The sequence below is a fragment of the Wolbachia endosymbiont of Chrysomya megacephala genome, assembly GCF_008245065.1.
In the GTDB taxonomy this organism is placed as follows: Bacteria; Pseudomonadota; Alphaproteobacteria; order Rickettsiales; family Anaplasmataceae; genus Wolbachia.
The window spans coordinates 625223-650723 of sequence record NZ_CP021120.1; the positions used below are offsets into that span (position 1 = coordinate 625223).

Annotated in this window: 17 protein-coding genes and 4 pseudogenes; 15 read left to right on the forward strand and 6 right to left on the reverse strand. The window is 34.9% G+C overall.

Annotation, left to right across the window (positions count from 1 at the left end; translation table 11 throughout):
* Positions 1 to 123: 123 nt before the first annotated feature.
* The 10 genes and pseudogenes from CAI20_RS03000 (at position 124) to CAI20_RS06890 (ending at position 9729) form a co-directional block, all read left to right on the forward strand.
* A complete protein-coding gene (locus CAI20_RS03000; RefSeq protein ID WP_012481990.1) occupies positions 124 to 765 on the forward strand; it encodes a protocatechuate 3,4-dioxygenase in 642 nt (213 codons plus the stop codon).
* A 96-nt stretch (positions 766 to 861) separates the two neighbouring features.
* A complete protein-coding gene (locus tag CAI20_RS03005) occupies positions 862 to 2358 on the forward strand; it encodes a leucyl aminopeptidase (RefSeq protein WP_044475428.1) in 1497 nt (498 codons plus the stop codon).
* Between the two features lie 257 nt (positions 2359 to 2615).
* Complete coding sequence (locus CAI20_RS03010) at positions 2616 to 2828, forward strand: hypothetical protein (RefSeq protein ID WP_006279675.1); 213 nt, start codon at positions 2616 to 2618, stop codon at positions 2826 to 2828.
* A gap of 5 nt (positions 2829 to 2833) precedes the next feature.
* Positions 2834 to 4882 (forward strand): NADH-quinone oxidoreductase subunit NuoG, encoded by a 2049-nt coding sequence (nuoG, locus tag CAI20_RS03015; RefSeq protein ID WP_007302472.1) that lies wholly within the window; start codon positions 2834 to 2836, stop codon positions 4880 to 4882.
* Positions 4866 to 5315 (forward strand): hypothetical protein, encoded by a 450-nt coding sequence (locus tag CAI20_RS03020; RefSeq protein ID WP_012481992.1) that lies wholly within the window; start codon positions 4866 to 4868, stop codon positions 5313 to 5315. Before nuoG ends, CAI20_RS03020 begins: the two co-directional genes overlap by 17 nt.
* Positions 5299 to 6324, forward strand: coding sequence for an NADH-quinone oxidoreductase subunit NuoH (gene nuoH / locus CAI20_RS03025; protein ID WP_007302473.1), 1026 nt, complete (start codon positions 5299 to 5301; stop codon positions 6322 to 6324). Before CAI20_RS03020 ends, nuoH begins: the two co-directional genes overlap by 17 nt.
* Positions 6317 to 7315 (forward strand): porphobilinogen synthase, encoded by a 999-nt coding sequence (gene hemB / locus CAI20_RS03030; RefSeq protein WP_007302474.1) that lies wholly within the window; start codon positions 6317 to 6319, stop codon positions 7313 to 7315. The genes nuoH and hemB overlap by 8 nt, the downstream gene beginning before the upstream one ends.
* A 380-nt stretch (positions 7316 to 7695) precedes the next feature.
* A pseudogene (locus CAI20_RS03035) lies at positions 7696 to 8557 on the forward strand (IS982 family transposase).
* 29 nt (positions 8558 to 8586) lie between these two features.
* On the forward strand, positions 8587 to 8772 hold the full coding sequence (locus CAI20_RS03040) for a hypothetical protein (protein WP_149168781.1): 186 nt from the start codon (positions 8587 to 8589) through the stop codon (positions 8770 to 8772).
* Positions 8773 to 8788: 16 nt separating this feature from the next.
* Positions 8789 to 9729, forward strand: a pseudogene (locus CAI20_RS06890) (IS5 family transposase).
* A 237-nt stretch (positions 9730 to 9966) separates the two neighbouring features.
* Here the strand turns inward: CAI20_RS06890 and polA are convergent.
* From polA to CAI20_RS03080, 5 genes are all read right to left on the reverse strand, one after another.
* Positions 9967 to 12495: a DNA polymerase I gene (gene polA / locus CAI20_RS03060; protein ID WP_149168782.1), complete on the reverse strand. Its 2529-nt coding sequence runs from the start codon at positions 12493 to 12495 to the stop codon at positions 9967 to 9969.
* A gap of 103 nt (positions 12496 to 12598) precedes the next feature.
* Positions 12599 to 14065: an Asp-tRNA(Asn)/Glu-tRNA(Gln) amidotransferase subunit GatA gene (gene gatA, locus CAI20_RS03065; protein WP_149168783.1), complete on the reverse strand. Its 1467-nt coding sequence runs from the start codon at positions 14063 to 14065 to the stop codon at positions 12599 to 12601.
* Positions 14066 to 14254: 189 nt separating this feature from the next.
* Positions 14255 to 16627, reverse strand: coding sequence for a DNA topoisomerase (ATP-hydrolyzing) subunit B (gene gyrB / locus CAI20_RS03070; RefSeq protein ID WP_149168784.1), 2373 nt, complete (start codon positions 16625 to 16627; stop codon positions 14255 to 14257).
* A 221-nt stretch (positions 16628 to 16848) separates the two neighbouring features.
* Positions 16849 to 18081 (reverse strand): hypothetical protein, encoded by a 1233-nt coding sequence (locus tag CAI20_RS03075; protein WP_019236892.1) that lies wholly within the window; start codon positions 18079 to 18081, stop codon positions 16849 to 16851.
* Positions 18082 to 18151: 70 nt separating this feature from the next.
* On the reverse strand, positions 18152 to 19018 hold the full coding sequence (locus CAI20_RS03080) for an ankyrin repeat domain-containing protein (protein WP_019236893.1): 867 nt from the start codon (positions 19016 to 19018) through the stop codon (positions 18152 to 18154).
* A gap of 232 nt (positions 19019 to 19250) precedes the next feature.
* On the opposite strand from CAI20_RS03080, the gene CAI20_RS03085 reads away from it, so the two are divergent.
* The 3 genes and pseudogenes from CAI20_RS03085 to CAI20_RS03095 all read left to right on the forward strand — a co-directional run.
* The gene (locus tag CAI20_RS03085) at positions 19251 to 19934 is read left to right on the forward strand and encodes a phosphatidylserine decarboxylase (protein WP_017532443.1); all 684 of its coding nucleotides are present in this window, start codon (positions 19251 to 19253) and stop codon (positions 19932 to 19934) included.
* Positions 19931 to 20701, forward strand: coding sequence for a CDP-alcohol phosphatidyltransferase family protein (locus tag CAI20_RS03090; protein WP_019236894.1), 771 nt, complete (start codon positions 19931 to 19933; stop codon positions 20699 to 20701). The genes CAI20_RS03085 and CAI20_RS03090 overlap by 4 nt, the downstream gene beginning before the upstream one ends.
* Positions 20702 to 20723: 22 nt before the next feature.
* A pseudogene (locus CAI20_RS03095) lies at positions 20724 to 21416 on the forward strand (alanine:cation symporter family protein); the annotation flags it as partial.
* Here the strand turns inward: CAI20_RS03095 and CAI20_RS03100 are convergent.
* The gene (locus CAI20_RS03100; RefSeq protein WP_149168785.1) at positions 21363 to 23036 is read right to left on the reverse strand and encodes a recombinase family protein; all 1674 of its coding nucleotides are present in this window, start codon (positions 23034 to 23036) and stop codon (positions 21363 to 21365) included. The pseudogene CAI20_RS03095 and the gene CAI20_RS03100 overlap by 54 nt on opposite strands.
* Before the next feature lie 299 nt (positions 23037 to 23335).
* Between CAI20_RS03100 and CAI20_RS03105 the strand changes: the two are divergent.
* Positions 23336 to 24022: pseudogene (locus tag CAI20_RS03105) on the forward strand (alanine:cation symporter family protein); the annotation flags it as partial.
* 2 nt (positions 24023 to 24024) lie between these two features.
* On the forward strand, positions 24025 to 25491 hold the full coding sequence (locus CAI20_RS03110; RefSeq protein ID WP_007302483.1) for an alanine/glycine:cation symporter family protein: 1467 nt from the start codon (positions 24025 to 24027) through the stop codon (positions 25489 to 25491).
* Positions 25492 to 25501 lie beyond the last annotated feature (10 nt).

Sequence of the window (25501 nt, forward strand, 5' to 3'; positions counted from 1 at the left end):
TACTAAAACCTAAAACTCATACATTGAAAGGATAGTTGTGATTCTAAGGAGGCTTCAAAGAAAGTCTTGTCTTTAATAAAAGAAAAAGGTTGCTATAATTCTGATAAAAGCACTATAAACAAAATGAATGTAAAAAATATCTTATTAGCGTTTTTAGTACAATTTATATTCGATTTGTCATTATTTGCAGCTGATCCTATTTTGCTTAATTGTATTGAAACTCCAGGGATTTATGATCTTGAAACAAGGCCAAAAAGCTTTAACTCTTCAAATAATTTAAGAAGAAAACCTGGCTCTCCAAATAATGCATCAGGAGAATTAATAAATGTAGTGGGTAGAGTTACTGATGTAAATTGCTTACCGATACAAAATGCTGTGGTTTCTATATGGCACGCAGACTCACTTGGCATGAGCTATTATGATGAAAATGTGGAGCTTGATCCAAATTTTGCTGGATCAGGAAGATTTGTAGTAAATAACCTTGGCTATTATAATTTTATTACAATAGTACCAGGTAAAATTGGTGATAGGGCTCCACACATCAACTTTTTGGTCCAACATCCAGATTTTCCAGAATTCACAACACAAATGTTTTTTGCTGATCATAATTGCGATAACTGTGATGATCTTCTTCTTGGTAATCTTATTGAGAGTGGACTTGCAAGCCTTCTGATAGCACCATTTACTTATAACAATCAGGCTATGAAGACCTACACATTTAATATAACCCTAGGTGGGCATAACAAATTTTCTGATAAAAGATAAAGCCCTTGCATATCAGCGGAGTTCATAGTAGTCTTAAGCGCTATTGTACTTAAAATGTATATGAAAAATATCTTACTAATGTTTTTACTATGCTTTATGTGCAGCTTACAATTATTTGCAACGGAGATGTCAACGATGAAGATAACAATTTCTAAAGCTTTACCCGATTTTGAGACGCTAGTGGTAGGTTTTTTTGAGGGTGATAAGCTCATAACTAATGTTCTACAAGATAAGCAAGCTATAGATAACATCAAGAAATTTAGTGATTTTAATGGAGGTTTTGGTGAATTTTTCTCCGTTACTTCATCAGAGGGAAAAAATATTATAGTTGCTGGTCTTGGAATGAGAGATGAATGGGATGAAAGCAAAGGATTAAATATTGGTGGTAAAATATATTGTGAGCTAAGCAGATTAAGAATCAAGCGAGCGGCAATCTCAATCGAAGGCAATGCAGCAAATGTTGCATACGGTGCATTTTTGCGCAGTTTTAAATTTGATAAGTATAAAACCAAAAAGGATGAAAAAGTTACAGAAGTAGAGGAGATCACAGTGCTAACGAAAGATGAGCAATTCAGTAGTGCTGAAAAATCATTTGAGCGTTTAAGACAAGAAGGTGAAGGCATATTTCTTGCACGTACTCTTACCATTGAACCACCTAATGTTTTATATCCAGAATCCTATGCTGATTATATAAAAACCGAGCTTACTAAGCTTGGCCTTGAAATCGAAGTGCTTGGTAAGAAGCAGATGGAAGAGAAAAAAATGGGAGCATTGCTTGGGGTAGCACAGGGAAGTAGTAAAGAGCCAAAATTAGTAGTGATCAAATGGAATGGAGCTTTCAAGGAACAAAAGCCTGTAGCTTTTGTGGGTAAAGGCATAACGTTTGATACTGGTGGAGTGTCACTCAAGCCTTCGCGTGGCATGGAGTCAATGAAATATGACATGGCGGGTTCTGCTACTGTGGTTGGGGTGATGCGTACTCTAGCTGGACGAAAAGCAAAGGTAAATGCAGTTGGTGTAGTTGCACTTGCAGAAAATGCAGTGGACGGTAATGCTCAAAGACCAAGTGATGTAGTAACTTCGATGTCTGGACAGACGATAGAAGTGTTGAACACTGATGCAGAAGGAAGGCTCATACTTGCAGATGCTTTATGGTATACACAAGATAGATTTGCACCGAAATTTATGATCGACCTTGCAACTTTAACTGGTGCTATAGTGGTTGCACTGGGAAATAATGAATATGCTGGTCTTTTTTCAAATAACGATGAATTAGCGAATCATCTGATTGATGTAGGAAATGAAGTAAATGAGAAATTATGGCGTTTTCCTATGAATGAAACTTATAACAAAATTATTGATTCGCCGATTGCTGATGTGCAAAATATAGCTCCTGCAGGTTCTGGTGGAGATAGTATAATGGCTGCACAGTTTCTACAGCGTTTTGTAAACGACACTTGTTGGGCACATTTAGACATTGCAGGCACTGCTTGGCACGAAAAAGGCACTGATATTTCTCCAAGAGGGGCAGTAGGTTTCGGTGTAAGGTTGCTAAATAAGTTGGTTGAGAAGTACTATGAGATTAATAATTAAGGATCTTTGTATTGAGTTTATAGCTTAATTTACGGCTACATGAATGTCTATTTATAAGACGTAGAAAATGATATCATCAAAGTAACTTACATTTTCTTTTTTGGGGATTCTAAAGTTACACACTTGAGCAGCATCAAGAGAAAGTATTTTGTTCAAATGATGATTGTAATGATGGACTATTAAAACTTTAAAGCTATTGGGTATTGACGGTATATACTTAAGTGTTAGAATAAAATAGGAAGTTTTTAGGAGTTTATATGGCAGCAGGCGGAAAAGCGAAAACAGCTAGTAAAAATAACCCTACTCAGCGTAAGAAAGCAGAACAAAAAATGTATAAGGATAAACCGGTAAAGCCGGTTAGATATATAGACCGTGATTCACGTATGAACTATATGTCTGCTCAATACGATAACGGCAATCTAGTTGAAGATGAGGTAAGCGGCAATCCTATAAAGTGGGAAGCTGTATAGTAGTTGTGGTTAAAGTTACTATTAATTCTAAGGAATGTGAAGTAGAGCATGGGCTCACTATAATTCAAGCTTGTGAAGTTGTGGGCGTTGAAGTTCCGCGGTTTTGTTATCATGAGCGTTTAGCAATTGCTGGTAACTGCAGAATGTGTTTGGTTGAAGTTGAGGGTGGCCCTCCAAAACCAGTAGCTTCTTGTGCAATGCCAGTTGCAGAGGGTATGGTTATTCACACGGATACTCCCAAGGTAAAAAAGGCGCGTGAAGGAGTGCTCGAATTTTTACTAATTAATCATCCACTTGATTGTCCAATTTGTGATCAAGGTGGTGAGTGCGATTTGCAAGATATAACAATGGCTTATGGGAAAGGAATAAGCAGACTTGATGAGCATAAAAGAGCTGTGCCAAAAAAACATTTTGGTCCACTGATTGGAACTGCAATGAATAGATGCATTCATTGTACTCGATGTGTTAGATTTTTGTCCGATGTTGCAGGTACAAATGAACTTGGAGGAATTGGCAGGGGAGAAAATATAGAGATTAGTACTTACATAAAAAGGCATATTAGCTCTGAATTATCTGGGAATATTATAGATCTCTGCCCGGTAGGGGCTTTAACTTCAAAGCCTTACTCCTTTACAGCGCGTCCATGGGAGCTATCACATTGTGAGACTATAGATGTGCTAGATGCTGTGGGAAGTAGCATTAGAGTTGATTATCGTGGCCTGGAAGTTATGCGAATATTACCAAGGCTGAGCGAAGAGGTAAATGAAGAATGGATATCAGATAAAACCCGTTTTGCCTATGATGGACTAAAAGTTCAGCGTCTTGATCAACCTTATGTAAAAAAAGATGGTAAATTAGCCCCAGTTGATTGGAATGAAGCACTAACTGTTGCTGCAAAGAAATTAAAAAATACAAAATCAAATAAAATAGCTGCAATTGCAGGTGATTTAGCAGATTGTGAGTCTATGCTTCTACTCAAAGAAGTGATGCAGAAGCTCGGCTCGGGGAATATAGACTGTAGGCAAGATGGAGCAAAGCTTATACCAAATAATCGTGGGTCATATGTATTCAACACCACTATTGAGGGTATAGAAAATGCAGATTTATGTCTGCTTATAAATACAAATCCAAGAATAGAAGCACCAATAATTAACGCAAGATTGAGAAAGAGATATTTACAAGGTAATTTCACTATTGCAAATATTGGTCCTAATCTTGAATATCTATATAATGTTGAAAGATTAGGTGATGGTCCAAACGTTCTAAAAGAAATAGAAGAGGGAAATCACAAATTCTGCGAGTTACTGAGTGCGGCTCAGAACCCTATGCTAATTATCGGTCAAGATGCATTAATAAGAGATGATTCTGAATCAGTTTTAGCTCTAGCTGGTAAAATTGCAGAAAAATTTAACATGATCAGAGATGACTGGAATGGCTTTAACGTACTGCATAAGGCTGCAGCAAGGGTTGGTGGACTCGATATTGGATTCGTTCCTAGCAAAGGTGGAAAAGACATTAATCAGATGCTAAAACAGGCAGAAAGTGGTGAGATAGAAGTAGTTTATCTTCTTGGCGCAGATGAAATTGATATATCAAAGTTAGAAAGTACATTTGTAATTTATCAAGGCCACCATGGTGATAGGGGAGCGCATATAGCAGATGTCATTCTACCTGGAGCTGCATACACAGAAAAATATGCAACTTATGTAAATACTGAAGGGCGAGTACAGAGAACAAATTTAGCTGTTTTTCCTCCTGGTGAAGCAAAGGAAGATTGGTTGATTATAAAAAATTTATCCCAATATTTGGGCCTTTCCTTACTATATGATAATTTATTTGATGTGAGGAAGAAATTATACACTATTGGTCCACAGTTTAGAGATGCTGACCAAGTGGTGAAAAACAAATGGGTACCAATTACCTGTGATGAAATAAAATTAAGTAATATCTCTTTCACTCTAAAAAAGTGTAATTTTTATATGACAGACTCAATAAGTCGCGCTTCAAAAATAATGGCAGATTGTACTAAGGATTTTTATGAACACTCTACTTAATATTTTATTTATTCTAACACCATTATTACTAATAACTCTGGTATATTTTCAACGAAAATTAAACTCTATATTTTTGTGTAAAGAACAAAATACATTAGAAAAACAGTTCGTTTATAAGCTAGTTGATTTTATCAATGATATTATTGCACTATTTACGGAAGGATATGTATGGATGGCAATAACATTTATTATAGTTACCGAGGGAAGAGGGAATTATTTGCCTCTCACAATGATCTTAATTATGATGTCACTAGTGTCATTCATATGCATATCATTTTACTATTCTATTAAGCTAAATGCTGTACAGAAAAGTGTTGTCCTATTGATTTCAATAGGGACATTGTCTTGTGTGTCTAGAGCATTTGCTGTATTTTTTATTGCCACAATTATGAACTATTTTTTTGATTTAGGGTTGCATGTACTTGATATTTGATATTCTTTTTCTTCTTATTCCACTTTTGCTTTCAGTAGCATATTTAGTGTACTTTGAGCGTAAAGTTATTGGTGCAATTCAACTAAGGCATGGTCCAAGTGTAGTAGGGCCATTTGGGCTACTACAGCCATTTGCAGATGCTATCAAATTGATAATTAAAGAGCCGATAATACCATTTAGAGCAAACACCATACTGTTTATTATGGCTCCAATGCTCACCTTTATTTTAGCATTAATTTCCTGGGCAGTTATACCATTTGGAGCTGAAATAATTACAGAAAATGGACAGCAGGTAATAATCCCTAAGGTAATAGCAAATATTAATGTTGGAGTGCTTTATGTGCTAGCTATATCCTCTTTGGGAATATATGGCATTATTATTGCAGGCTGGTCTAGTAATTCTAATTATGCATTTCTTGGCGCTATAAGGTCAGCTGCTCAAATGATTTCATATGAAGTTTCAATAGGTCTAATAGTTGCTACAGTTGTTATTACAACTGGTACGTTGAATCTTGCAGAGATGGTGGTAGCGAAACATAATATGCCATTTTGGATTGATTTGCTGATGATGCCTATAGGAATAATATTTTTTATTTCTTTGCTTGCAGAAACTAACCGTCACCCATTTGACTTACCAGAAGCTGAAGCAGAGCTTGTCTCTGGGTATAACGTCGAATATTCATCAATGCCTTTTGCTCTCTTTTTTCTAGGAGAGTATGCAAATATGATTTTAGCAAGCGCTGTGATGACAATATTCTTTCTAGGAGGGTGGTATCCTCCACTAGAGCTTAGTTTACTATATAAAATTCCAGGTTTGATTTGGTTCGTTTTGAAGATAGTTTTATTATTGTTCATATTTATTTGGATCAGGGCAACAATACCCCGTTACAGATATGACCAACTAATGCGTCTTGGTTGGAAAGTGTTTCTACCGATATCAGTGCTTTGGGTAATACTCATTTCAGGAGTGTTGCTTTTTACTGGGAACTTGCCTGGGTCCAATGTTTAACTTTCCAAACATAAGATTAAGACGCAGGCGCTCAGGCAAGTGGATTCGCAATTTAACAAGTGAAATCACTTTATCAGTAAATGATTTGATTTTTCCCTTATTTGTTCATGACGGAGAAGAAACAATTGAGCCAATTTCTGGCTTACCTGATATCAAATGTTATTCAATAGATGGATTAATTTCTATAGTTCAGAAAGCTAAGGACTCGGGGATTAATGCTGTTGCAATTTTTCCTGTAGTTGATAGTAAACTAAAATCTGAAAAAGCTGAGGAAGCATATAATCCTGATAATTTAATCTGCAAAGCAATTCATGCTGTAAAATCGAAGGTACTTGATATTGGCATTATTGCAGACATTGCACTAGATCCATACACTACTCACGGTCATGATGGCATTTTAAAAGACGGCAAGATGGATGTGGAAAATGATGAAACTGTGTCAATATTGTGTAAGCAAGCGCTTGTTTTAGCAAAAGCAGGATGCGATATAGTTGCTCCTTCTGATATGATGGATGGCAGGATAGGAAAAATAAGAAAAACATTGGATGATAATAACTTTCAGAATGTGTCAATATTGTCCTATGCAGTAAAGTACTGTTCTAGCTTCTATGCGCCATTCAGGCAAGTTGTCGGTTCGTGCGCATCATCAAATTTCATCGACAAAAGTGGTTATCAAATGGATTATCGAAATGCACGCGAAGCAATCTGCGAAATTGAAATGGATATAAATGAAGGTGCAGATTTTATTATGATAAAGCCGGGTATGCCATACTTAGATATAATAAAAACAGCAAGTGACAAGTTCAATTTTCCGATTTTTGCTTACCAAGTAAGCGGTGAATACGCAATGATAAAAGCTGCAGCAAATAATGGCTGGTTGGATTATAACAGAGTGATTTATGAGTCCTTAATTGGTTTTAAACGTGCAGGTGCAAGTGCAATATTTACCTATGCTGCACTTGATGTTGCAAAAAATTTGGTATCTACTTAGCAGTGTGGAACATCTAAGTAGGTAGCTGGCCGAAGTGACTTGACAAACCTTCCCACTTTCCTTACCATATCAATAAGAGTATTTATCCTTGTTTTTAATCTCTGCAGATTTAACAACAAAAATTCAGTAAAAAACTCAGGTATATATTGGCAGATTACATAAAATTATAGCGGCTGCATGTCTTTTTTATTTTTTCTACATTCAGCCAAAACACGCTTATTTTAAGTGTTAGCACATTATTATAATGCCAATTTACATTATTATAGGGTCAAAACTCACTACTAACCCCAACTATGGATTAAATAAAGAGATAAAAGTGCAGCTAAGAAAAGGAAAACAGGGTAAGCTCAAGTATTTTATCAATAATTAAGAGGTTACCCATGAAGAAAGATATTACAGAACTTTACTGTTGCGTCGAGGATTTTTGTCGCACAGTCGATGATAGTTTTGCTAATATGCTCCTATCAAAAGGAAGAAAACCAACTAGAATACCGGACTTCGGAAATTCTCACCATAATTCTATTATATCATCAATCCCCTTGCAAAAGTTTCAAAGCTTTTTACCTACTTTATCTGCCACTTTATAAATCTGAGTTTTCTAAATTGCCAACATATGACCGATTTATCGCTCTTAAATCACGGGTTTTATGGTATTTAGCATTACTTTTGCAATGGTTCTGCAAACAAGCAAAAATGACAGGTATTGCCTACATAGACACTTCTACAATCGCTGTTTGCCACAAAAAAAGAATCTCCAAGAACAAAGTTTTTGATGGTTTGGCAGAAATTAGTAAGAGCACATATGGTTGGTTTTTTGGCTTTAAATTGCACTTGGTAATTAATGAAATTGGAGAAATTCAAGCACTTACTCTAACCAAAGGTAACGTTGATGACAGAAAACCTGTGCCAACTCTCACTAAAAGACTGACCGGACTTTTGTTTGGAGATAAGGGCTATATAAAGAAAGAGCTCTTTGAGAAACTCTTTGATAGAGGCCTAAAACTCGTCACTAAAGTAAAAAAAGGTATGAAAAACGTACTCATTTCACTTAAAGAGAAGATTTTACTAAGGAAAAGATCGATTGTTGAGACTGTTTTCGACTCCTTGAAAAACAAATTTGAGATTGAGCACACAAGACACAGATCGCCAACAAATTTCCTAATTCATGTTTTTTCTGTTCTGATTTCCTATTCCATGCAGTCGAAAAAGCCCTCTATTTCTATGCCTTTCTTTGCTGGCTAATCCATAGTTGGGGTTACTAGGGGATTCTTTTGCCTTTTTCTAGCTTGGTAAATTTTTTAATATTTATAGTTAAAGCTTCAGGCCAGCGCGTGACGCATAGCTATACGGAGATTAAAGATGTCATTCAAGTAGCTGACACTGGAATGGCTTTATTGCACCACTCAAGGAAAGAACAGGCAGTTACTGATGGAATTTGTTATAAAATAGATATTTAGCCGACAAAGGAAAAATATGCCAATAAGAATGAAAGTCAGTAACTGCAATGAATATAACAAATTTCTTCAAGAAAGGGGAAATGTTTTTCATTATATCAACGATGCCATTGAAAATTGGTACGAAAATAGTCCAAAAGTAGCAGGTGGCAACAATGTCTACAGCGACAAAGTAGTGATTCTAATTCACATAATAACCTATCTATTCAGGATTGGTCTTAGGCAAACAGTGGGATTTATAGAGAAATATCTTGAGCAAATAGGGAAAATTTTGCAAATTATCAGCTATTCGCAGGCTTCAAGAAGGTTTAAAAAGCTTAATATCAAAATCAACGACTGCAGAGTTGATAAGAACGATATGGAAGATATTGAAATTGCTATAGATAGTACAGGTATCAGCATCTACAATAATATTCCAGGCCATAGTAAGGCAAATGGTACAGATAGAAAGTATCGCCGCTATGAGCAAACAAGATGTAATGCTAGAGATAGGTAGTAAAAAAGTTATAGCTGCAAAATACAGTAGTGGAGTTTATTCCGACCACTATGGAGCCTGTGATCTTATTGAAAGAGTGGATACCAAGTATAACATAAGCACGATATATGCAGATAGATCGAAAGAAGTTATACAAACTGTGCGATGAGCTTGACATAAAGACAAGGATTCCTCCGCAAAATAATGCAGTAGAGCATCCAAAGTTGGATTATATGAATGAGAGAAATTCTACAATCAAGCTCATAAAGTCATATGATGAAGATGGTATGAAGAGGTGGAAAAAAGAGATAAATTATTGGAAGAGATCTTATATAGAAAGTTTTTTCTCGCGACTGAAGCAAATATTTGGATTTAGTTTTAGGAATAAATCTGAGATTAATCGTGAGAAGGAACTGCTACTCAAGTGTTATTTGCTTAACAAATTTACTGAAATAGGCATGGCTAAGTTTGATATAGCTTCATGAATTTATTATACATTACCCACTATCCGAAGAGCTGTGCAACAAAGCCCACTGGAATCCAGCCTTTTGTAGTCTCATTGAAAGCGTTGCTTTTAATATCTATGATTAGGTTGCTTGTGAGCACCAGTGTCAAGCACTGGGATGACATTATTTTTACTTCAATATTTACACATTAGCCATGCATCTGAACAGATACTACTTAGGTCCTTTCAAGATATGTTCTTAGAGTGTGCAACATAATTAAGAAAAGCCCCAGTTGTCGCTAATTTTTATTTCTACTTCAAGTGGTATAGAGATTTCTATCGCATTTTCCATTACGTCTTTCATAAGTTTTGCTGTTTCTTGTACCTTGTCGTCCTCTACTTCAACCAGTAGCTCATCGTGGACTTGGAGGATTATTTTACCTGTTTTCAATTGATCAAAAAGCTGAATCATTGCACGTTTTATTATATCAGCGGCGGTTCCTTGCAGCGGTGCATTTATTGCTGCCCTTTCTGCAAATTGTCTTAGATAAGGAATTTTATTGTTTATGTCTCTTACAAAACATCTTCTACCAAACAAAGTTTCTACATAACCATGATTTCTCGCGATAGATACTGCTTTTTCCATATAGACCTTTATTTCTGGGTAACAAGAAAAATAATAATTAATGTATTCAGCAGCCTCTTGAAAGGTAATTCCAAGTCGCTTTGCAAGGCCAAATGGACTAATGCCATATATAATGCCAAAATTAATGGTTTTTGCTTTGCGTCTTAATTGCTCATCTATTTCTTGCACTCCAAAAACTTGTCTTGCAGTAATATCATGAATATCTTCCCTATTTGCAAAAGCTTCTTTAAATGCCGCAACATCTGCCACATGTGCCAGGAGTCTTAATTCTATTTGCGAATAGTCGGCAGAGATTATCTTGCACCCTTTTGGCACAATAAACGCTTGCCTGATAAGACTACCTTCTTCGCTTCTGATAGGAATATTTTGTAAATTAGGATTGCTAGAGCTCAGCCTTCCAGTTGCAGTCACAGTGATTGAAAAGCTTGTATGTATCCTACCATCAAGCGGATCAACCTGTTTTATTAACGCGTCAGTATAGGTACCCTTTAATTTACTTGAATGTCGCCAACTTAAAATTTTACCTGCGATTTCTGTCCCCTCCTCTTCAAGTGCCTCTAGAACTTCAGAGTTTGTGCTATAAGACCCAGACTTTGACTTTTTCTTTTTACTTAGCTCCATTTTATTAAACAAAACATCACTTAATTGTTTTGGCGATGCAATGTTGAATTTTTCTCCTGCTAAATTATGTATATCGTTTTCAAGTACAGCAATTAGCTGCTCAAACTTATCAGACAGTTCCTGTAGTTTTTGAATATTAATCAGTATTCCATTTTTCTCCATATCAAATACTACTTTCATGAGAGGCCTGTCGAAGCGTTCGTAAATCGTAAAAAGTTTTTCCTGAAACAATCTTTGTGTCAGTTTCTCATGGATCGCTATTAAAATTTTTGCCGAGAAAGTTTCTACATTTTTACTTAAATTGTGTGCAATTATGTTTGGAATGCTGTGATCATGCTTCCCTGTATCAAGACTGTATGACATGATCATTAAGTCATCAATTGAATCTAGCACTTTCTCTATTGCAGGAAATGTCTCTCTGATCTTTCTAATATCATGTATTATTTTAAGCACCCCATTTGAAAATAAAGTTGAATTTATTATAGTGAGTGCATCTTGTAGACAGTTTTGATCTATGTAGAAAATATTATCTTCACTGCAAGATAAGGAGATTTTGTTTAACGCGTTGTTTTCAAAGTGGCAATGAATTGCAATTTTGCCTTCATATCTGCAATGCTCCAAAAATTTTTCTAATTCTTCACCGCTATATTCTGTTTTCTCTTTTGTGCTAGATCCACTATAAGAAAAAAGCTTTTCTACTTTTCCTATCAATGAATTAAATTCATATTTCTTCAAAAAGGATAACAATTTTTCCATATTTGGAGGATGGACTTCATATTTTACAACATCATGTTGAAGATCTACTTTTTTGCATAGTGACAAAAGTTCTCTTGAAATTAGTGCTTTTTCCTTATGCTCAGTAAGAATATTACAAACTCTTGTTTGCTCAATGTTATTGATGTTTTCTATAATGTTATCCAATGAATCAAATTCATCTAGTAATTTAGCTGCAGTCTTTGGCCCTATTCCTGGTACGCCTGGAATGTTGTCAGATGCATCACCAGTAAGAGAAAATAAATCAAGAAGCTTGTTTGAATTTACACCAAATTTTTCTATTACTTTTTTTTCATCTATGTATATATTTTTAATAGGATCAAATATTAAAATATTGTAATTCAAAAGTTGAAACAAGTCTTTATCTGATGAGACTATTACTACTTTGAAGCCTTCGTGGTTGGCATATTTTGCAGCTAGTGTTGCAATTATGTCATCTGCTTCATAGCCTTCAATCTCTTCATAGCTGAAGTTAAAAGCTTCTACCGCTTCTCTCAGTATTGTAAATTGTGGAATTAGATCCTCAGGAGGCGTTACTCTGTTTGCTTTATACTCAGAATATAAACTGTGCCTGAAATTTTTTTTGCCAGAATCAAGTGCTATAGTTAAGTAGTCCGAATGGGAAATATACTTCAGAACCATATTAAGAAAACCGTACACAGCACCTACTGGAATACCAGCTGTGGTAGTCAAATGATGCAAAACGTAATAAGCTCTGAAAAGAAAACCATAACCATCAATGATTGTGAAAGTTTTTTCTTTCATTGTAGATATTTATATGTGCCTTTGATGGTCTTTTATTTAGCTATAAAAATCAAGTCCTATAGCTAAAATAATCATAATGCTATAGTTACTATAAGAAAACATATTACGTAAGGGAATTAACTATTCTGCCACAATTTTGCTCTATCACACTTGCAATATTTAATATTCCAGCTTCATCGTAATAATTTCCAATTACTTGCAAAGCAAGTGGTAAGCCTTCATTGGAAAGTCCAACAGGAACAGAAATAGCAGGTAACCCCGCTAAGCTTGCCGGCACGGTAAACACATCATTGATGCACATAATTAGCGGGTCTGGCTTTTCATTTAAGCCAAAAGCTTCTGTTGGAGCAGATGGCACAAGTATGTAATCTATTTTTTCAAACGCTTTTGTAAAATCATTTCTGATTAATGCCCTAATGCACTGTGCTTTTTCATAATACTCATTGTAATGACCTGAAGAAAGCGTATAAGCACCAATTAAAATTCTCCTTTTCACTTCTTTACCAAAACCTTCTGCTCTTGTTAGCGAATACATTTCTTCAAGGGTATCAGCATCAACCCTGAATCCGTAACGTACACCATCATAGCGAGCAAGGTTAGATGAAGTTTCAGCAGAACAAATTAGATAGTAAACCGGTATCGCATATTTAGTATGAGGCAGAGTAATGTCAACAACTTCAGCACCATTTTCTTTTAAATTGGAAGAAACTTTTTCCCAATGATGAACGATTTCTTCTGAAATTCCATCCATTCTATATTCTTTTGGTATACCAATGCGCTTACCCTTGATATCACCATTTATAAGATTAGAGAATTTAGGCACTGGTCTTTCGCTCGATGTTGAATCTTTTTCATCATAGCCACAAATTATTTCAAGCATTAACGCTGAATCAGAAACGGAACGAGTAATTACTCCTGCTTGATCAAGAGAGCTCGCAAATGCAATCATACCAAAACGTGAACACCTTCCATAAGTTGGCTTTATTCCCACTACTCCGCAATAAGCTGCTGGTTGACGTACAGACCCACCAGTATCGCTTCCTAATGCTCCAGCACATAAAAACCCAGCAACTGATGCTGCAGATCCACCGGAAGATCCACCAGGAACAACTTTTGCTCCATCACTTTTTCTAATCCACACATTTTCAACAGGACCAAAATAGCTATTTGTGTTCGCAGAACCCATAGCAAATTCATCCATATTAAGCTTACCAAGCACGGCTGCTCCACTTTTTAAAAGCAAATTAGATACCGTAGATTCATAAGTCGGGATGAAATTTTCCAGCATTTTTGAACATGCTGTTGTTTTTATTCCTTTTGTACAGAATAAATCTTTAACACCAACTGGTATGCCCATAAGTGGTGGAATATCATCTTTTTGTTTTAAGAAATGTTCATCTGCTATTTTAGCGGCTTTTATTGCGATTTCTGGAGTTTTTGTTATAAATGCATTTAGTTGCTCATTTTCAACTGCATTAATATGCGTTTCTACAAGCTCAACAGCAGAAAAACTCCTCCTCCTAAGTCCATCATGCATCTCTGTAATACTTAGCTTTCTTAATTCATTCATCCATTAATATTCAATTTAGCGAGGCATTAATTATAACAACAATAGGGAAGAAAATCTATATATTTATGATCGAAAATGGGAATACAACCGAGATCAATTCAGATTTCTGAAATGGATTGGTTAGTAGTATGTTTTAAATAGCCGGGTTAGCACACAATGCTAAGCCATAAGGGTTTAGCGTTTCTAAAATCAAATATCAACATCATGTACGTTAAGTGCATTGTTATTTATAAAGTCACGACGTGGTTCAACTATATCACCCATTAACACCGAAAATATACTATCTGCTTCTTCACAATCTTTTATTTCAACTTTTAACAGAGTTCTAGTTTCTGGATTGAGTGTAGTTTCCCAAAGCTGATCAGCATTCATTTCACCAAGGCCTTTAAATCTCTGCAGAGTTAAACCTTTTTTACCATAATCCATCACTATTTTTGCGAGTGCACTTGGAGACTTTATTTTTATTTCAGTTTCTTGCAACTGTAAAAATGAATCACCATTAAATAAGTCAATTATGTTATCAAGAGAACTCAATATATTCCGTATTTCTTTGCTTTCAAGCATACTAAGCGAGAATACATATTTGTCTGCTAACCCTTGAAACAATTTAGCAATGTGAATTTCCTCATCTTTTACTTCTACTTCCCAATTATATTCACTATACATCAATTTTAAATATTTTAATATCTCATCAGCAGACAATAGAGCATTCTTTTTGCTTAAAATTAGCAATGATTCTAAGAGATCTTTTGGTATTTCCCTATCATAATTTTTGCTAATGTTTGAAATACTGAGGCACTTATTCAAAACGAAACGCAAATCTTTGCCTACACCATTTAATGTTAATCTTTTAATCGCTGAATTTACTATATACTCTTCAAAAGTTTCATCATCTTTGATATAAGTATCTTTAGCATTTTTTGTAACTTTATAGAGCGGTGGCTGCGCTATGTATAAATATCCTTTCTCAATTACTTCACGCATATATCTAAAAAAGAAAGTTAGAATCAAAGTTCTTATATGCGAGCCATCAACGTCTGCGTCTGTCATAATGATAATTTTATGATACCTAGTTTTTTCAATATCGAAGTGCTCACTCCCTATTCCAGCTCCAATTGCCGTGATCAGAGAGCCAATTTCTGCAGATGAAAAAATACGATCCAGCCCTGCACGTTCTACGTTTAGAATTTTCCCTCTTAAAGCAAGTACCGCCTGTGTTTTACGATTACGTCCCTGCTTTGCAGTACCACCTGCGGAATTACCCTCTACTATAAACAATTCCGATAACTCAGGAACTTTTTCCTGACAATCGGCAAGCTTTCCAGGTAGAGTTGCAATATTAATATTGTTTTTATTTTTAACTAACTCTCGTGCTTTTCTTGCGGCTTCTCTTCCTTTTGCTGACCTAATCGCTCTTTCTACTATACTTGCTGCTAACTTGGGGTCAGTTTCAAGTATTGTACTCAACTTGTCAAAAACTATGCTCTCTACAACTGCCCGCGCTTCAGAACTGACCAATTTATCTTTTGTCTGTGAAGAAAATTTAGGATCAGGCATCTTGAGAGATAAAACACAAGTTAAGCCTTCTCTAACATCTTCTCCAGTCAAATTCACTTTTGCCTTCTTCAAAAAACCTTCATTGTTTGCATAGTTATTGATACATCTGGTTAGTGCAGATCTAAACCCTGCCAAATGCGTACCACCATCCCGTTGTCTTATATTATTTGTGAAGCATAGCATATTCTCATAGTAGGAATCATTCCACTCCATTGATATTTCTACACTGGTACCTAGATCTTTTACATTATCTCTAATGCTGGCAATTTTAGTAACATGTGTCTTATTCTTGTCTAAGTACCGTACAAAATTAGCTGTACCAAAATTATCTTCAGACTCTTTACTATCGTTAAAATGAGACTCTACATGTGGTTTATTACGGAGATCACGCAAAATTATCTCAATATTTGAGTTTAAAAATGCCAATTCTCTGATGCGACTCTCAAGAGTGGAGTAACTAAAATCAATACTACTAAAAGTCCCCGTTGATGGCATAAACGTTACTCTAGTTCCTCTTTTATTTGTGTTTTCATTAATTATCTTTAAAGATTCAATAGACTCACCATCTTCAAAGCGCATAAAATGTTCTTTTTTATTGCGCCAGATGGTTAATTCCAGCCAACTTGATAATGCATTCACAACTGAAATTCCAACACCATGTAATCCTCCGGAAACCTTATAGGTATTGCTGTCAAATTTACCTCCTGCATGCAATTGGGTCATTATTACTTCTGCTGCCGATATTCCTTCCTCTGGATGAATGTCTGTTGGAATGCCACGACCGTTGTCGGTTACAGAAACTGAACCATCTTCATTTATGCTAACTTCAATCTTACTACAATAACCAGCTAAAGACTCATCTATCGCATTATCAACAACCTCATACACCATATGGTGCAAGCCTGATCCATCATCAGTGTCACCAATATACATACCTGGACGCTTTCTTACAGCATCAAGACCTCTTAGGATTTTTATTGCGTCGGCGTTGTAGTTACTTTCCATGGAATTGCTTTATTTATAAATATTAATTAATATTACATTTGTATGTGCTGATTAGCAACATCTTTAAGTTGAGAGAAGGATCCTTGACATGTAGATAAAACATAACATATCACCTACACGAAGTGGTTTTACATGTTATTTCAATACATAAACTTAAGTTCAAATAATCATACAAAACTCTGCTTCATATTTTAAAATAAATGGCGACAATCAAATACAATTTACCTTCTCCTTTCAATTGGACTTTCTAGCTCAACACAGGATAAGTTGCTCATACACTCTTCTAATATTTCATTCTTTTTATCATTGTTTAATCTATTGCTGAACTCTTGACACCTTCTCTCAAGAGCTGAATGCGTAGTCATAATATACCTTACTGTTTCAGATGATAACTCTGGTAACTCGCTACGGATCCTTTCTTGTTCTGTTCCAGAGAAATTGGTGAAATTGGCTCTGGCCATTTCAGGGAATTTTTGTGTGATCGTTTCTTTTATCATTTCTCTAGCCTCTTCTCCATCGAGTGTAATAACCACTGATGGATGTAAGCCAGATAAAGACTCAAATAATTTATTGTATGTTCCACCTGCACAACTTTGACCTTGATTACCATAAGTTGTTGCAGCGTCTACAAGACCTTTTACAAACATATCCTTTCTATTTTTTATGCCTGCATCACTCAAAGGAATTCTTTGATTCTCTGTTCCTGTATTTCTATCATTGCAGGCTTTCCAACATAAAATAGCTGCTTGCTTTAATGTTAACTTACTATGATTGTCTTTAAAATTATCTCCTGTTCTATTGATAAATCTTAAGCATTCAAGTGCATGAGATTTATCGCCTTCTGTAAATTCATTTGATTGTTTGATGTACTCTTCAATGTCGGTTGTGTTGCCTCTATTTAGCTGTACATAGAATTCATCTTTGCTTAAATTCTCTTTATACTTTTCTATGAGTCTATCAACACTCAAGTTTATACTAGCAACTGCACTTGGGTCATGAGTAGTTTGTGCCATAAAAGGAATGGCTGCTAAATCTTGAAAGAAAATAGGCCTTTCTTCCTCTGGAATTTGTTGTATTAAATCGTTAAACTGCTGTATTTCTTCAATGAGTGATTTGTTTAGCAAACATAAGCACAATATAGGCAGTACCAAAAGCACACAGGAATTAATAATGTGTATAATTAAAAAAATGCTTAATGTTATTCTAATAACATTTTTTGGCCACGCTGATAATCTTTTTTCATTTTCCCTTGGTTTGAAAAAATAATTTACTAATGATAAATACAAAGAGAGCTGTACAAGAAGAAAAAATGAAGGAATCATACTTACTAATAAAACTATATTAATGAATCTTTTAATTTTATTAGTGTTGTTGTAAGCATTTTGCACTCTTTCTATTAAAGCCTGTGCTCTATTTCTATTTTGCTGTTGATTATTATTTTGACCTGCAAACATACCCTATTCTAACATTAACATATCATACTATAGAAAGAATGTAAATAAAGCAAGGAATTTAGAGCTGCTTTTATTTTTGTTTGATTGGGGATACCACTTCTATACTTTCCGCTCCATCTAAGGTACTATTTGGTTTTTCTACAGTAATCTTGGGAGTTACTTTATTCTCGATATCTGCTCCATATGAGCTAAGTACTTCAATGGCCTTTTCATTCCCACTATTGAGTGCAATATCCAAGGCATCCATTCCAGCTTTATTTTTGTGATTGATAAAATTCTTCAACCGATCTCTACCAAAGCTTTCTATATATTGTTTAATGATGAGTTCCACTACTTTTCCAGGACAATTATTAGCAGCAGGAAAAAGTATTGTGTTGTTATTATTATCTTTTTTCGTTATGTCTGCTTTGAGTTTATTTATCAAATACTCGATAACTTCTACTCTGCTATCATCCTTTGCTTCAGTGCATTGCCTAATAGCTAAAAATAAAGCTGTACGCCCATTATTATCAATATCTTCAATATTCTGTCCCTTGTCAACTAAGGCTTGTATTACACTTTTATTTCCATATAAAGTAGCAAGGTGAAAAGGTGTATGTCCTTCAGTGCTTTCTCTTTCATCAATTGACGCACCATTGCTAGCTAGCAATTCTATAAACTCTGGCGTGTTTGCAAAAATTGCAAGGTGCATTGGTGTTAAGTCATCTTTGCCATGATTTCCAGTTTTTGCGTTAACGTTTGCTCCGTTATTTATCAGCAATTTCGCTATTTCAAACTGCTTATACCCGATAGCAATATGTAGTGGTGTACGATTACGTTCATAATTATCATTGACATTTGCACCAAACTTTATTAGCAGCTCTGTAGCTTCAATATCACCCATCCGAATTGCAGAGTATAAGGAAGGAGATTCATCTTTTTCTATTTCCCCTGTCATACGAAATTAAGAACACAACAATTCATATATTATTAAGAATTATTATTAAGTTTTTATTAAAATAATATTAACAATAGCTAAGAAATTAAATTTTCATTAAAAATTAATCTCTATCAATGGTTATATAAGCAAATGTTTATATAACCATTCCAAAAGTGAAGAAGTGAAAAAAAGCTTTTCATGAGAAATTATAAATGATAAATTGTTAATAATGAATTATCGAGAATAAATTATGTGCTTTGGTTTACCTAACATAAACAGAGAAGGTTATTTATTTATAGTTGTTTCCTTTATCGTAACATGTATAGCATTCTCTATATCTTGGGGAGCTGGAATTACTTGCTTATTTCCAACGTTATTATGTACCTATTTTTTTCGTGATCCAGCAAGAGCTGTACCAAACAATAAGGACTTTATATTAAGTCCTGCTGATGGTGTAATTTCAAAGATAGAAGAAGTTAGTTACTCTTTATCAGAAGAGAATGAAGAAGAAAAGAAGTTTACGCTTGTTAGCATATTTCTAAGCGTTTTGAATGTCCATGTGAATCGTATACCAATATCTGGTACGATAAAGGAAATGAGCTACAAGAAAGGCAAGTTTGTTTCTGCAATGAGTAATAGGTCCAGTAATGAAAATGAAAAGCAGATTATTGTGATTGAATATGAAAAGGGAAAAGAAATCATTGTGGAACAAATAGCTGGATTTATTGCACGCCGCATTGTTTGTAATTTGAGGACATCTCAGAGCGTAAAAGCAGGTGAAAGATTTGGAATTATAAGATTTGGTAGCAGAGTAAATATTTATATCCCTGCTGGAATAGAGGTAAGAGTCTCAGAAGGCCAAACTGTTATTGGTGGTGAGACAGTTATAGCAGATTTAAATAAACAAGAGAAGCTTACCTTTGACATTGTATGAATAACGATGAAAGTAACGGTAAATCCTTACCTATTACCAAGTTATTTCCGAATTTTATAACTTTACTGGGTTTATGTGCTGGCCTTACTTCACTTAAATTCACATTTAATGAACAATGGGAATTTTCAGCAATTTTTATTATCATTGCAGCAATAATAGATGGAATGGATGGCAGAATAGCCAGAATTTTAAAATCAACTAGCGATTTTGGAGCACAACTCGATTCTTTTGCAGATTTTCTAAATTTTGGTTCAGCACCTGCTTTTCTTTTATATTTTTGGAAGTTAAATGAAATTAAAGTTGTAGGATGGATTTTAGTAATGATATATGTAATCTGCATATCAATAAGACTTGCCAGATTCAATGTTTCGTTACATTCAGAACAATTATACTGGAAAAAATTTTTCTTTTCCGGCGTTCCAGCTCCTGTATGCGCTTTACTTGCTCTGTTACCAATAATTATTACCTTTCAATCTCATGAGAGTGAATACTTACTTCTTATAGAGCAATTTTTTAACGTAAAGAATACAGCTTGTTACTTTTTGGCCATTTCATTTTTTTCGATAAGTCATATTCCAACTTTCTCTGCAAAGTACATTTATGTTCCTAGAAGCCTATCCTATATATTTGTGTCGTTTTTTGGAATATTGATCATACTGTTTATAAGCAAGCCCTGGATAACACTACCAATTTTAGGCGCATTGTATATACTTACTATTCCAATAAGCACTGGACTTTATATATACTACACATATAAAACTCATTAGCTATATAAAAGTAGTGAGCAGCATGATTGTAAAAGCAACTGATCTATTAAACTCTTTTTTATATATAAAGATATTCAACATACCATTTATAATTATTTGGGTAATTGCAACTGGGGTTTTTTGTACGATTCGATTCAAATTCATTAACTTTAGGTTGTTCAAATATGGGATACAAACACTATTCAACCTAGAGAGCCATAATAATAACGGCATAATCACCCACATTCAGGCATTTGCAACGGTAATTTCAGGAACAGTTGGTCTTGGAACAATATCAGGAGTTGCAATAGCTATTACAATAGGGGGGCCAAGTGCAGTTTTTTGGATGATAATTACCGGAGTACTTGGCATGTCAATAAAATTTGCTGAAGTAGTGCTTGCATTTACTCATCGCTCTGAAAACACAACTGGTGGGGCTTTTTATTATATGGAACATGGACTTGCAAAGATTGGATTTATGAAGACTGGCAAATTCCTTGCATTTATCTACGCAGTTATGCTGCTTGTTGCAATGATTCTAGGCGGCATACCATTTCAGGCAAATCAAATTGCAGCGTTGTCAAGTAACTTATTTGAATACAACACATCTGTTATTATCTCGCTATTTGTATTAATTGTAATACTGGGAGGAATAAAGCGAATTGCTTTAGTTGCAACAGGTTTAGGGCCGAATACACCTACGACAATGTTGCAAATTTTTATTTTCCTTTCCATTATGTCCAGAAGAGTTCGGTAGCTCTTTTACGCGAAATACCACATTTACGTCCTCAAGGTTAATTTCAATTCTCTTGACCAATGTTCTGATAATATCACGTTTAGTTAACCAGTCTGCGTTATCAAGGTTTAACGTAATATTGGAAGAAAAGTCTTCTAAATTGGCCACAACCAGAGTTACCTCCTGTTCTAATTCCTTTTGATAAAATATCTTTTTCTTCTCTTCTTTAATTGTTTTTAAGCTTTGTTTCATTGCTTTAATTCGTGGTTCAAATTCCTCTTGATTGATATATTCTTGAGCATAACTATCGATAAGTCTAGCAATACCACGTTTTAATTTATTTTCTTGTTTCTCTAGCAGGTCACTTTTTTGATCCAATGATGATTTTTTTAGTTCTGAAAGCCTACGCTTGTATTCTTCTAAAATCCTGTTTGGATTTTTCAATAACTGCTTAACCTCTTCCCACACAGCTGTTTCTAATGCATCTGAGCGAATGGGTTTATTGTCACAAATCTTATTACCACCAAAACGGTAAGAATCTTTACCACTACAACGGTAATATGCATAATGACCACCTTCTTCTTCTCGTCTACTTCTCATGCAAGTTCCGTAACATCCGTAATTACAACGCTTACATATGACTAAACCTTGTAGTAAGTACTTTGCTCCTCTTTTTCTTGTCCTTGCTACTTTTCTATTTTCAGCTAATTGTTCTTGAACAATATCAAATATATCTTCATCTACTATATTTGGCACTTTAATATAAATCCAATTTGCTTTTTCAACAGGATAGACAGAGTGGTTACTTTTTGGCTGCTCACAAGAGCCTTTCTGTGGTCTTACTTGCTTTAATCTTACTCCTAACCTTCTTCTACCAAAAGCTGCTTGTCCTTTGTAAGCAGGGTTTTTCAACATACTCCAAATTGTACCTTTATTCCAGCGTTCTTTTCCTTTTTGTGTCTTAATGGACATAGTATTTAGCCGACGACATACTTCCCCAATACTTGTTCTTTCTCTGCCTATCCACAAAAATACTTTACGAACGACATCAGCTTCTTTTTCGTTAATCTCAAATAAAGCTTGTCCTCCTCCCATATGCTTATCTATATAACGATAACCATAAGGAGCTCCTCCCATTACATTTACATAGCCTTTGTTAGCTGCATAGATTTTACCACGACGACTTCGTTCCATAATTTTCGCACGTTCATATTCTGCTATCATACCTTGCATTTGTAACAGTAATTGAGATTCTGGGTTACCGTTAATCTCATAATTTAAAAAAACCACTTTTGCTCCTGCTTTTTCAAATTCTTCAATCAGCACCATTTGATATGCATATTTTCTAGATAAACGATCAGGAGAATGAATGTAAATCTTATCAATTTTACCTTCTGTTACTTTATCACGTAATTTTTCTAAATCAGGGCGGACTAAATGAGATCCACTGTAGCCGTTATCAATAAATTTATACTCACTTAACAATCTGTATCCGTCCAGATTAATTTGCTTCTCTAAAGCTGCAATTTGACTTTCTATCGTATTTCCTTCTACTTGTTTCCCCGAAGAAACTCTCGCATATAAACATACTGTTACCATTTGACCCTCCTTGAATCCCATTTTTATGTTTTAAGTTTTTTTGACTTATTTCCTTTGACACTACCTTTTCATAAGCATCTGATAAGCATTGTTCTGCTAACCGATTAGGTTCATAGCTACAGCTAATTTGGATAGCTAATCTCTTGTTTCTCATGACTTTTCCTTGAAATAATATGTTCATATCATTCCTTAAAGCCGATGGTTAATTGATTATTAGCGCTATAAGTAAATCGGACTCTTGGTTCTGGACACAGAAGTTTTCGAGAAATGGTTTTCTCTAGTTTTATTTTTATGTTTTTTGCAACATTGTCGGTAGTGTAATCATGATAATGTTATATATAGGCATGTGTATATATTTAATCTGTGTAAACGGAAATAATCTACTGAATGCTCTATCTATAATATTTCAAGATATCTTTAACAAATCAGCTATAGGAGGTGGAGTATTGAGTGGATTAATAGCAGGGGTAAGAAGGTCAGTGTTTGCTAATGAAGCAGGTACTGGAACAGCAGCTATAGCACATTCGATTGTAAAAGAGAAAGACCCAGTTAAAGTTGGAAGTGTTGCAATGATTGCACCATTTGTAGACACAATATTAGTCTCATTTTTGACTGGTATTGTGATAATTATCACCGATATGCATATCACTAATACCGTAGGTGATATTACGTTAGTTAGCTCAGCATTTTCAACAGCCTTGCCTTTATTGAGCAAGCTAGCTCTTCCGCTGATAATGTTTTCCTTTGCATTTTCCACAATAATAGCTTACTATTACTACTGTGAAGTTGCCCTGTTGTACTTATTTGGTAACAAAAAAGTACTGATATTGTTCCAAATTCTTATAGTGGGTTCAGTGTATATCAGTTGTATGTCAAAAAATATAGAATTTATATCTTATTTAGGCGATAGCCTGTTTATGTGCCTTATGATTCCAAATGCTGTTGCAATATATCTACTGAGAAGGGAAGTCTTAAATACAATAGATTCTTATTACAAAAGGTATTAAACATGATTTATAGATTGCTTTGCATGATGTTATTTTGCCTATCGTTTAACGATGTATACGCTGCTTCAGTTTTTCATAAAAGTTATGACACTGCATTAAATGGAGTAAGCAACTTCATGAATGAAGTGTTGTTTTTCAAGATCTTTCACGTACCATTTATAATTCTTTTATTGGCCTTTGGTTATATATTTCTAACACTACGTTTTAGATTTCTCAACATAAGGATGTTTAAGCATGCGTTCGCTATTTTATGTGGAAAATATGACACAGATCATCATGATGGTCACATTACGCATTTTCAGGCATTTGTAACCGCGCTATCAAGCACAGTAGGTCTTGGAACTGTTGCTGGTGTTGCAATTGCAATTTCAATGGGAGGGCCAGGAGCGGTACCTTGGATGATGATCACAGGCTTTTTTGGTATGTCTGCAAAGTTTGCTGAAGTAACTTTAGCATTCAGACACAGAACAGAAGGTCAAGAGCAGTTATTTAGTGGTCCTTTTCAATATATAAGAAATGGGCTAGAGGAATTTGGATTTAAAAAACTTGGTATCGTACTGGCTGCAATATATGCAGCGGTTTTTGTATTATCAGGTCTTGGTGGAAGTGTAGCGTTTCAAACTAACCAAATGGTTTCAATATTATCTGGTTATTCAAATTGGATAGATGGTCATCCTTGGTTTCTCTCTTCCATAATTTCTACGTTACTTGCTCTGGTGATTATCGGTGGAATCAGGAGAATAGCTAAAGTCTCTTCTGCGCTGGTGCCTATTATGTCACTCATATATATTTTGAGTTGTTTCACGATTATTGCATTCAATATTCACAATTTTAGCAATACATTAAAAATATTGTTTTCCAGTATGATAGACTTCAATGCTGTTGGTGGTGGAGTAGTAGGAGCATTTGTCGCTGGGATTCAAAGGGCAATTTTTGCCAGTGAAGCAGGTGTTGGTTCTGCTGCAATTACTCACGCTGTAGCTAAAGATGAGGAGCCGGTTAGGACTGGTCTAGTTGCTATGATAGAACCATGCTTCGATACAATGTTAATTTGTTGTTTGACAGGAATAACAATAGTAATAACAGGCGCATACCAGACTGGCATTGGCGAGGGAATATTGATCACCCAAAAAGCATTTGAAACAGTTTCTTCTTGGTTTCCTATACTTTTAACCATCGCTGCGCCTTTGTTTGCGTTTTCCTCAGTAATTTCATTTGTATATTGTTGTGAAATGGGATGGCTGTATTTGTTTGGTGTAAAAAGTGTAGTAATATATCGTATAGCGGTGGTGGTAGTTGCATTTTTGTCAGGTTTGTCTAAAGATATAATGGCTATTGCTAATATTGGTGGGGCTTTATTCTCTTGTTTAGCACTCATCAATATGACAGCACTTATACTGTTTAGCAATCAGATTAATGATGAAGTTCAATGCTATCTAAAAAGACTGAGGAATAACAAGATCAACTAGATTTTTAGTA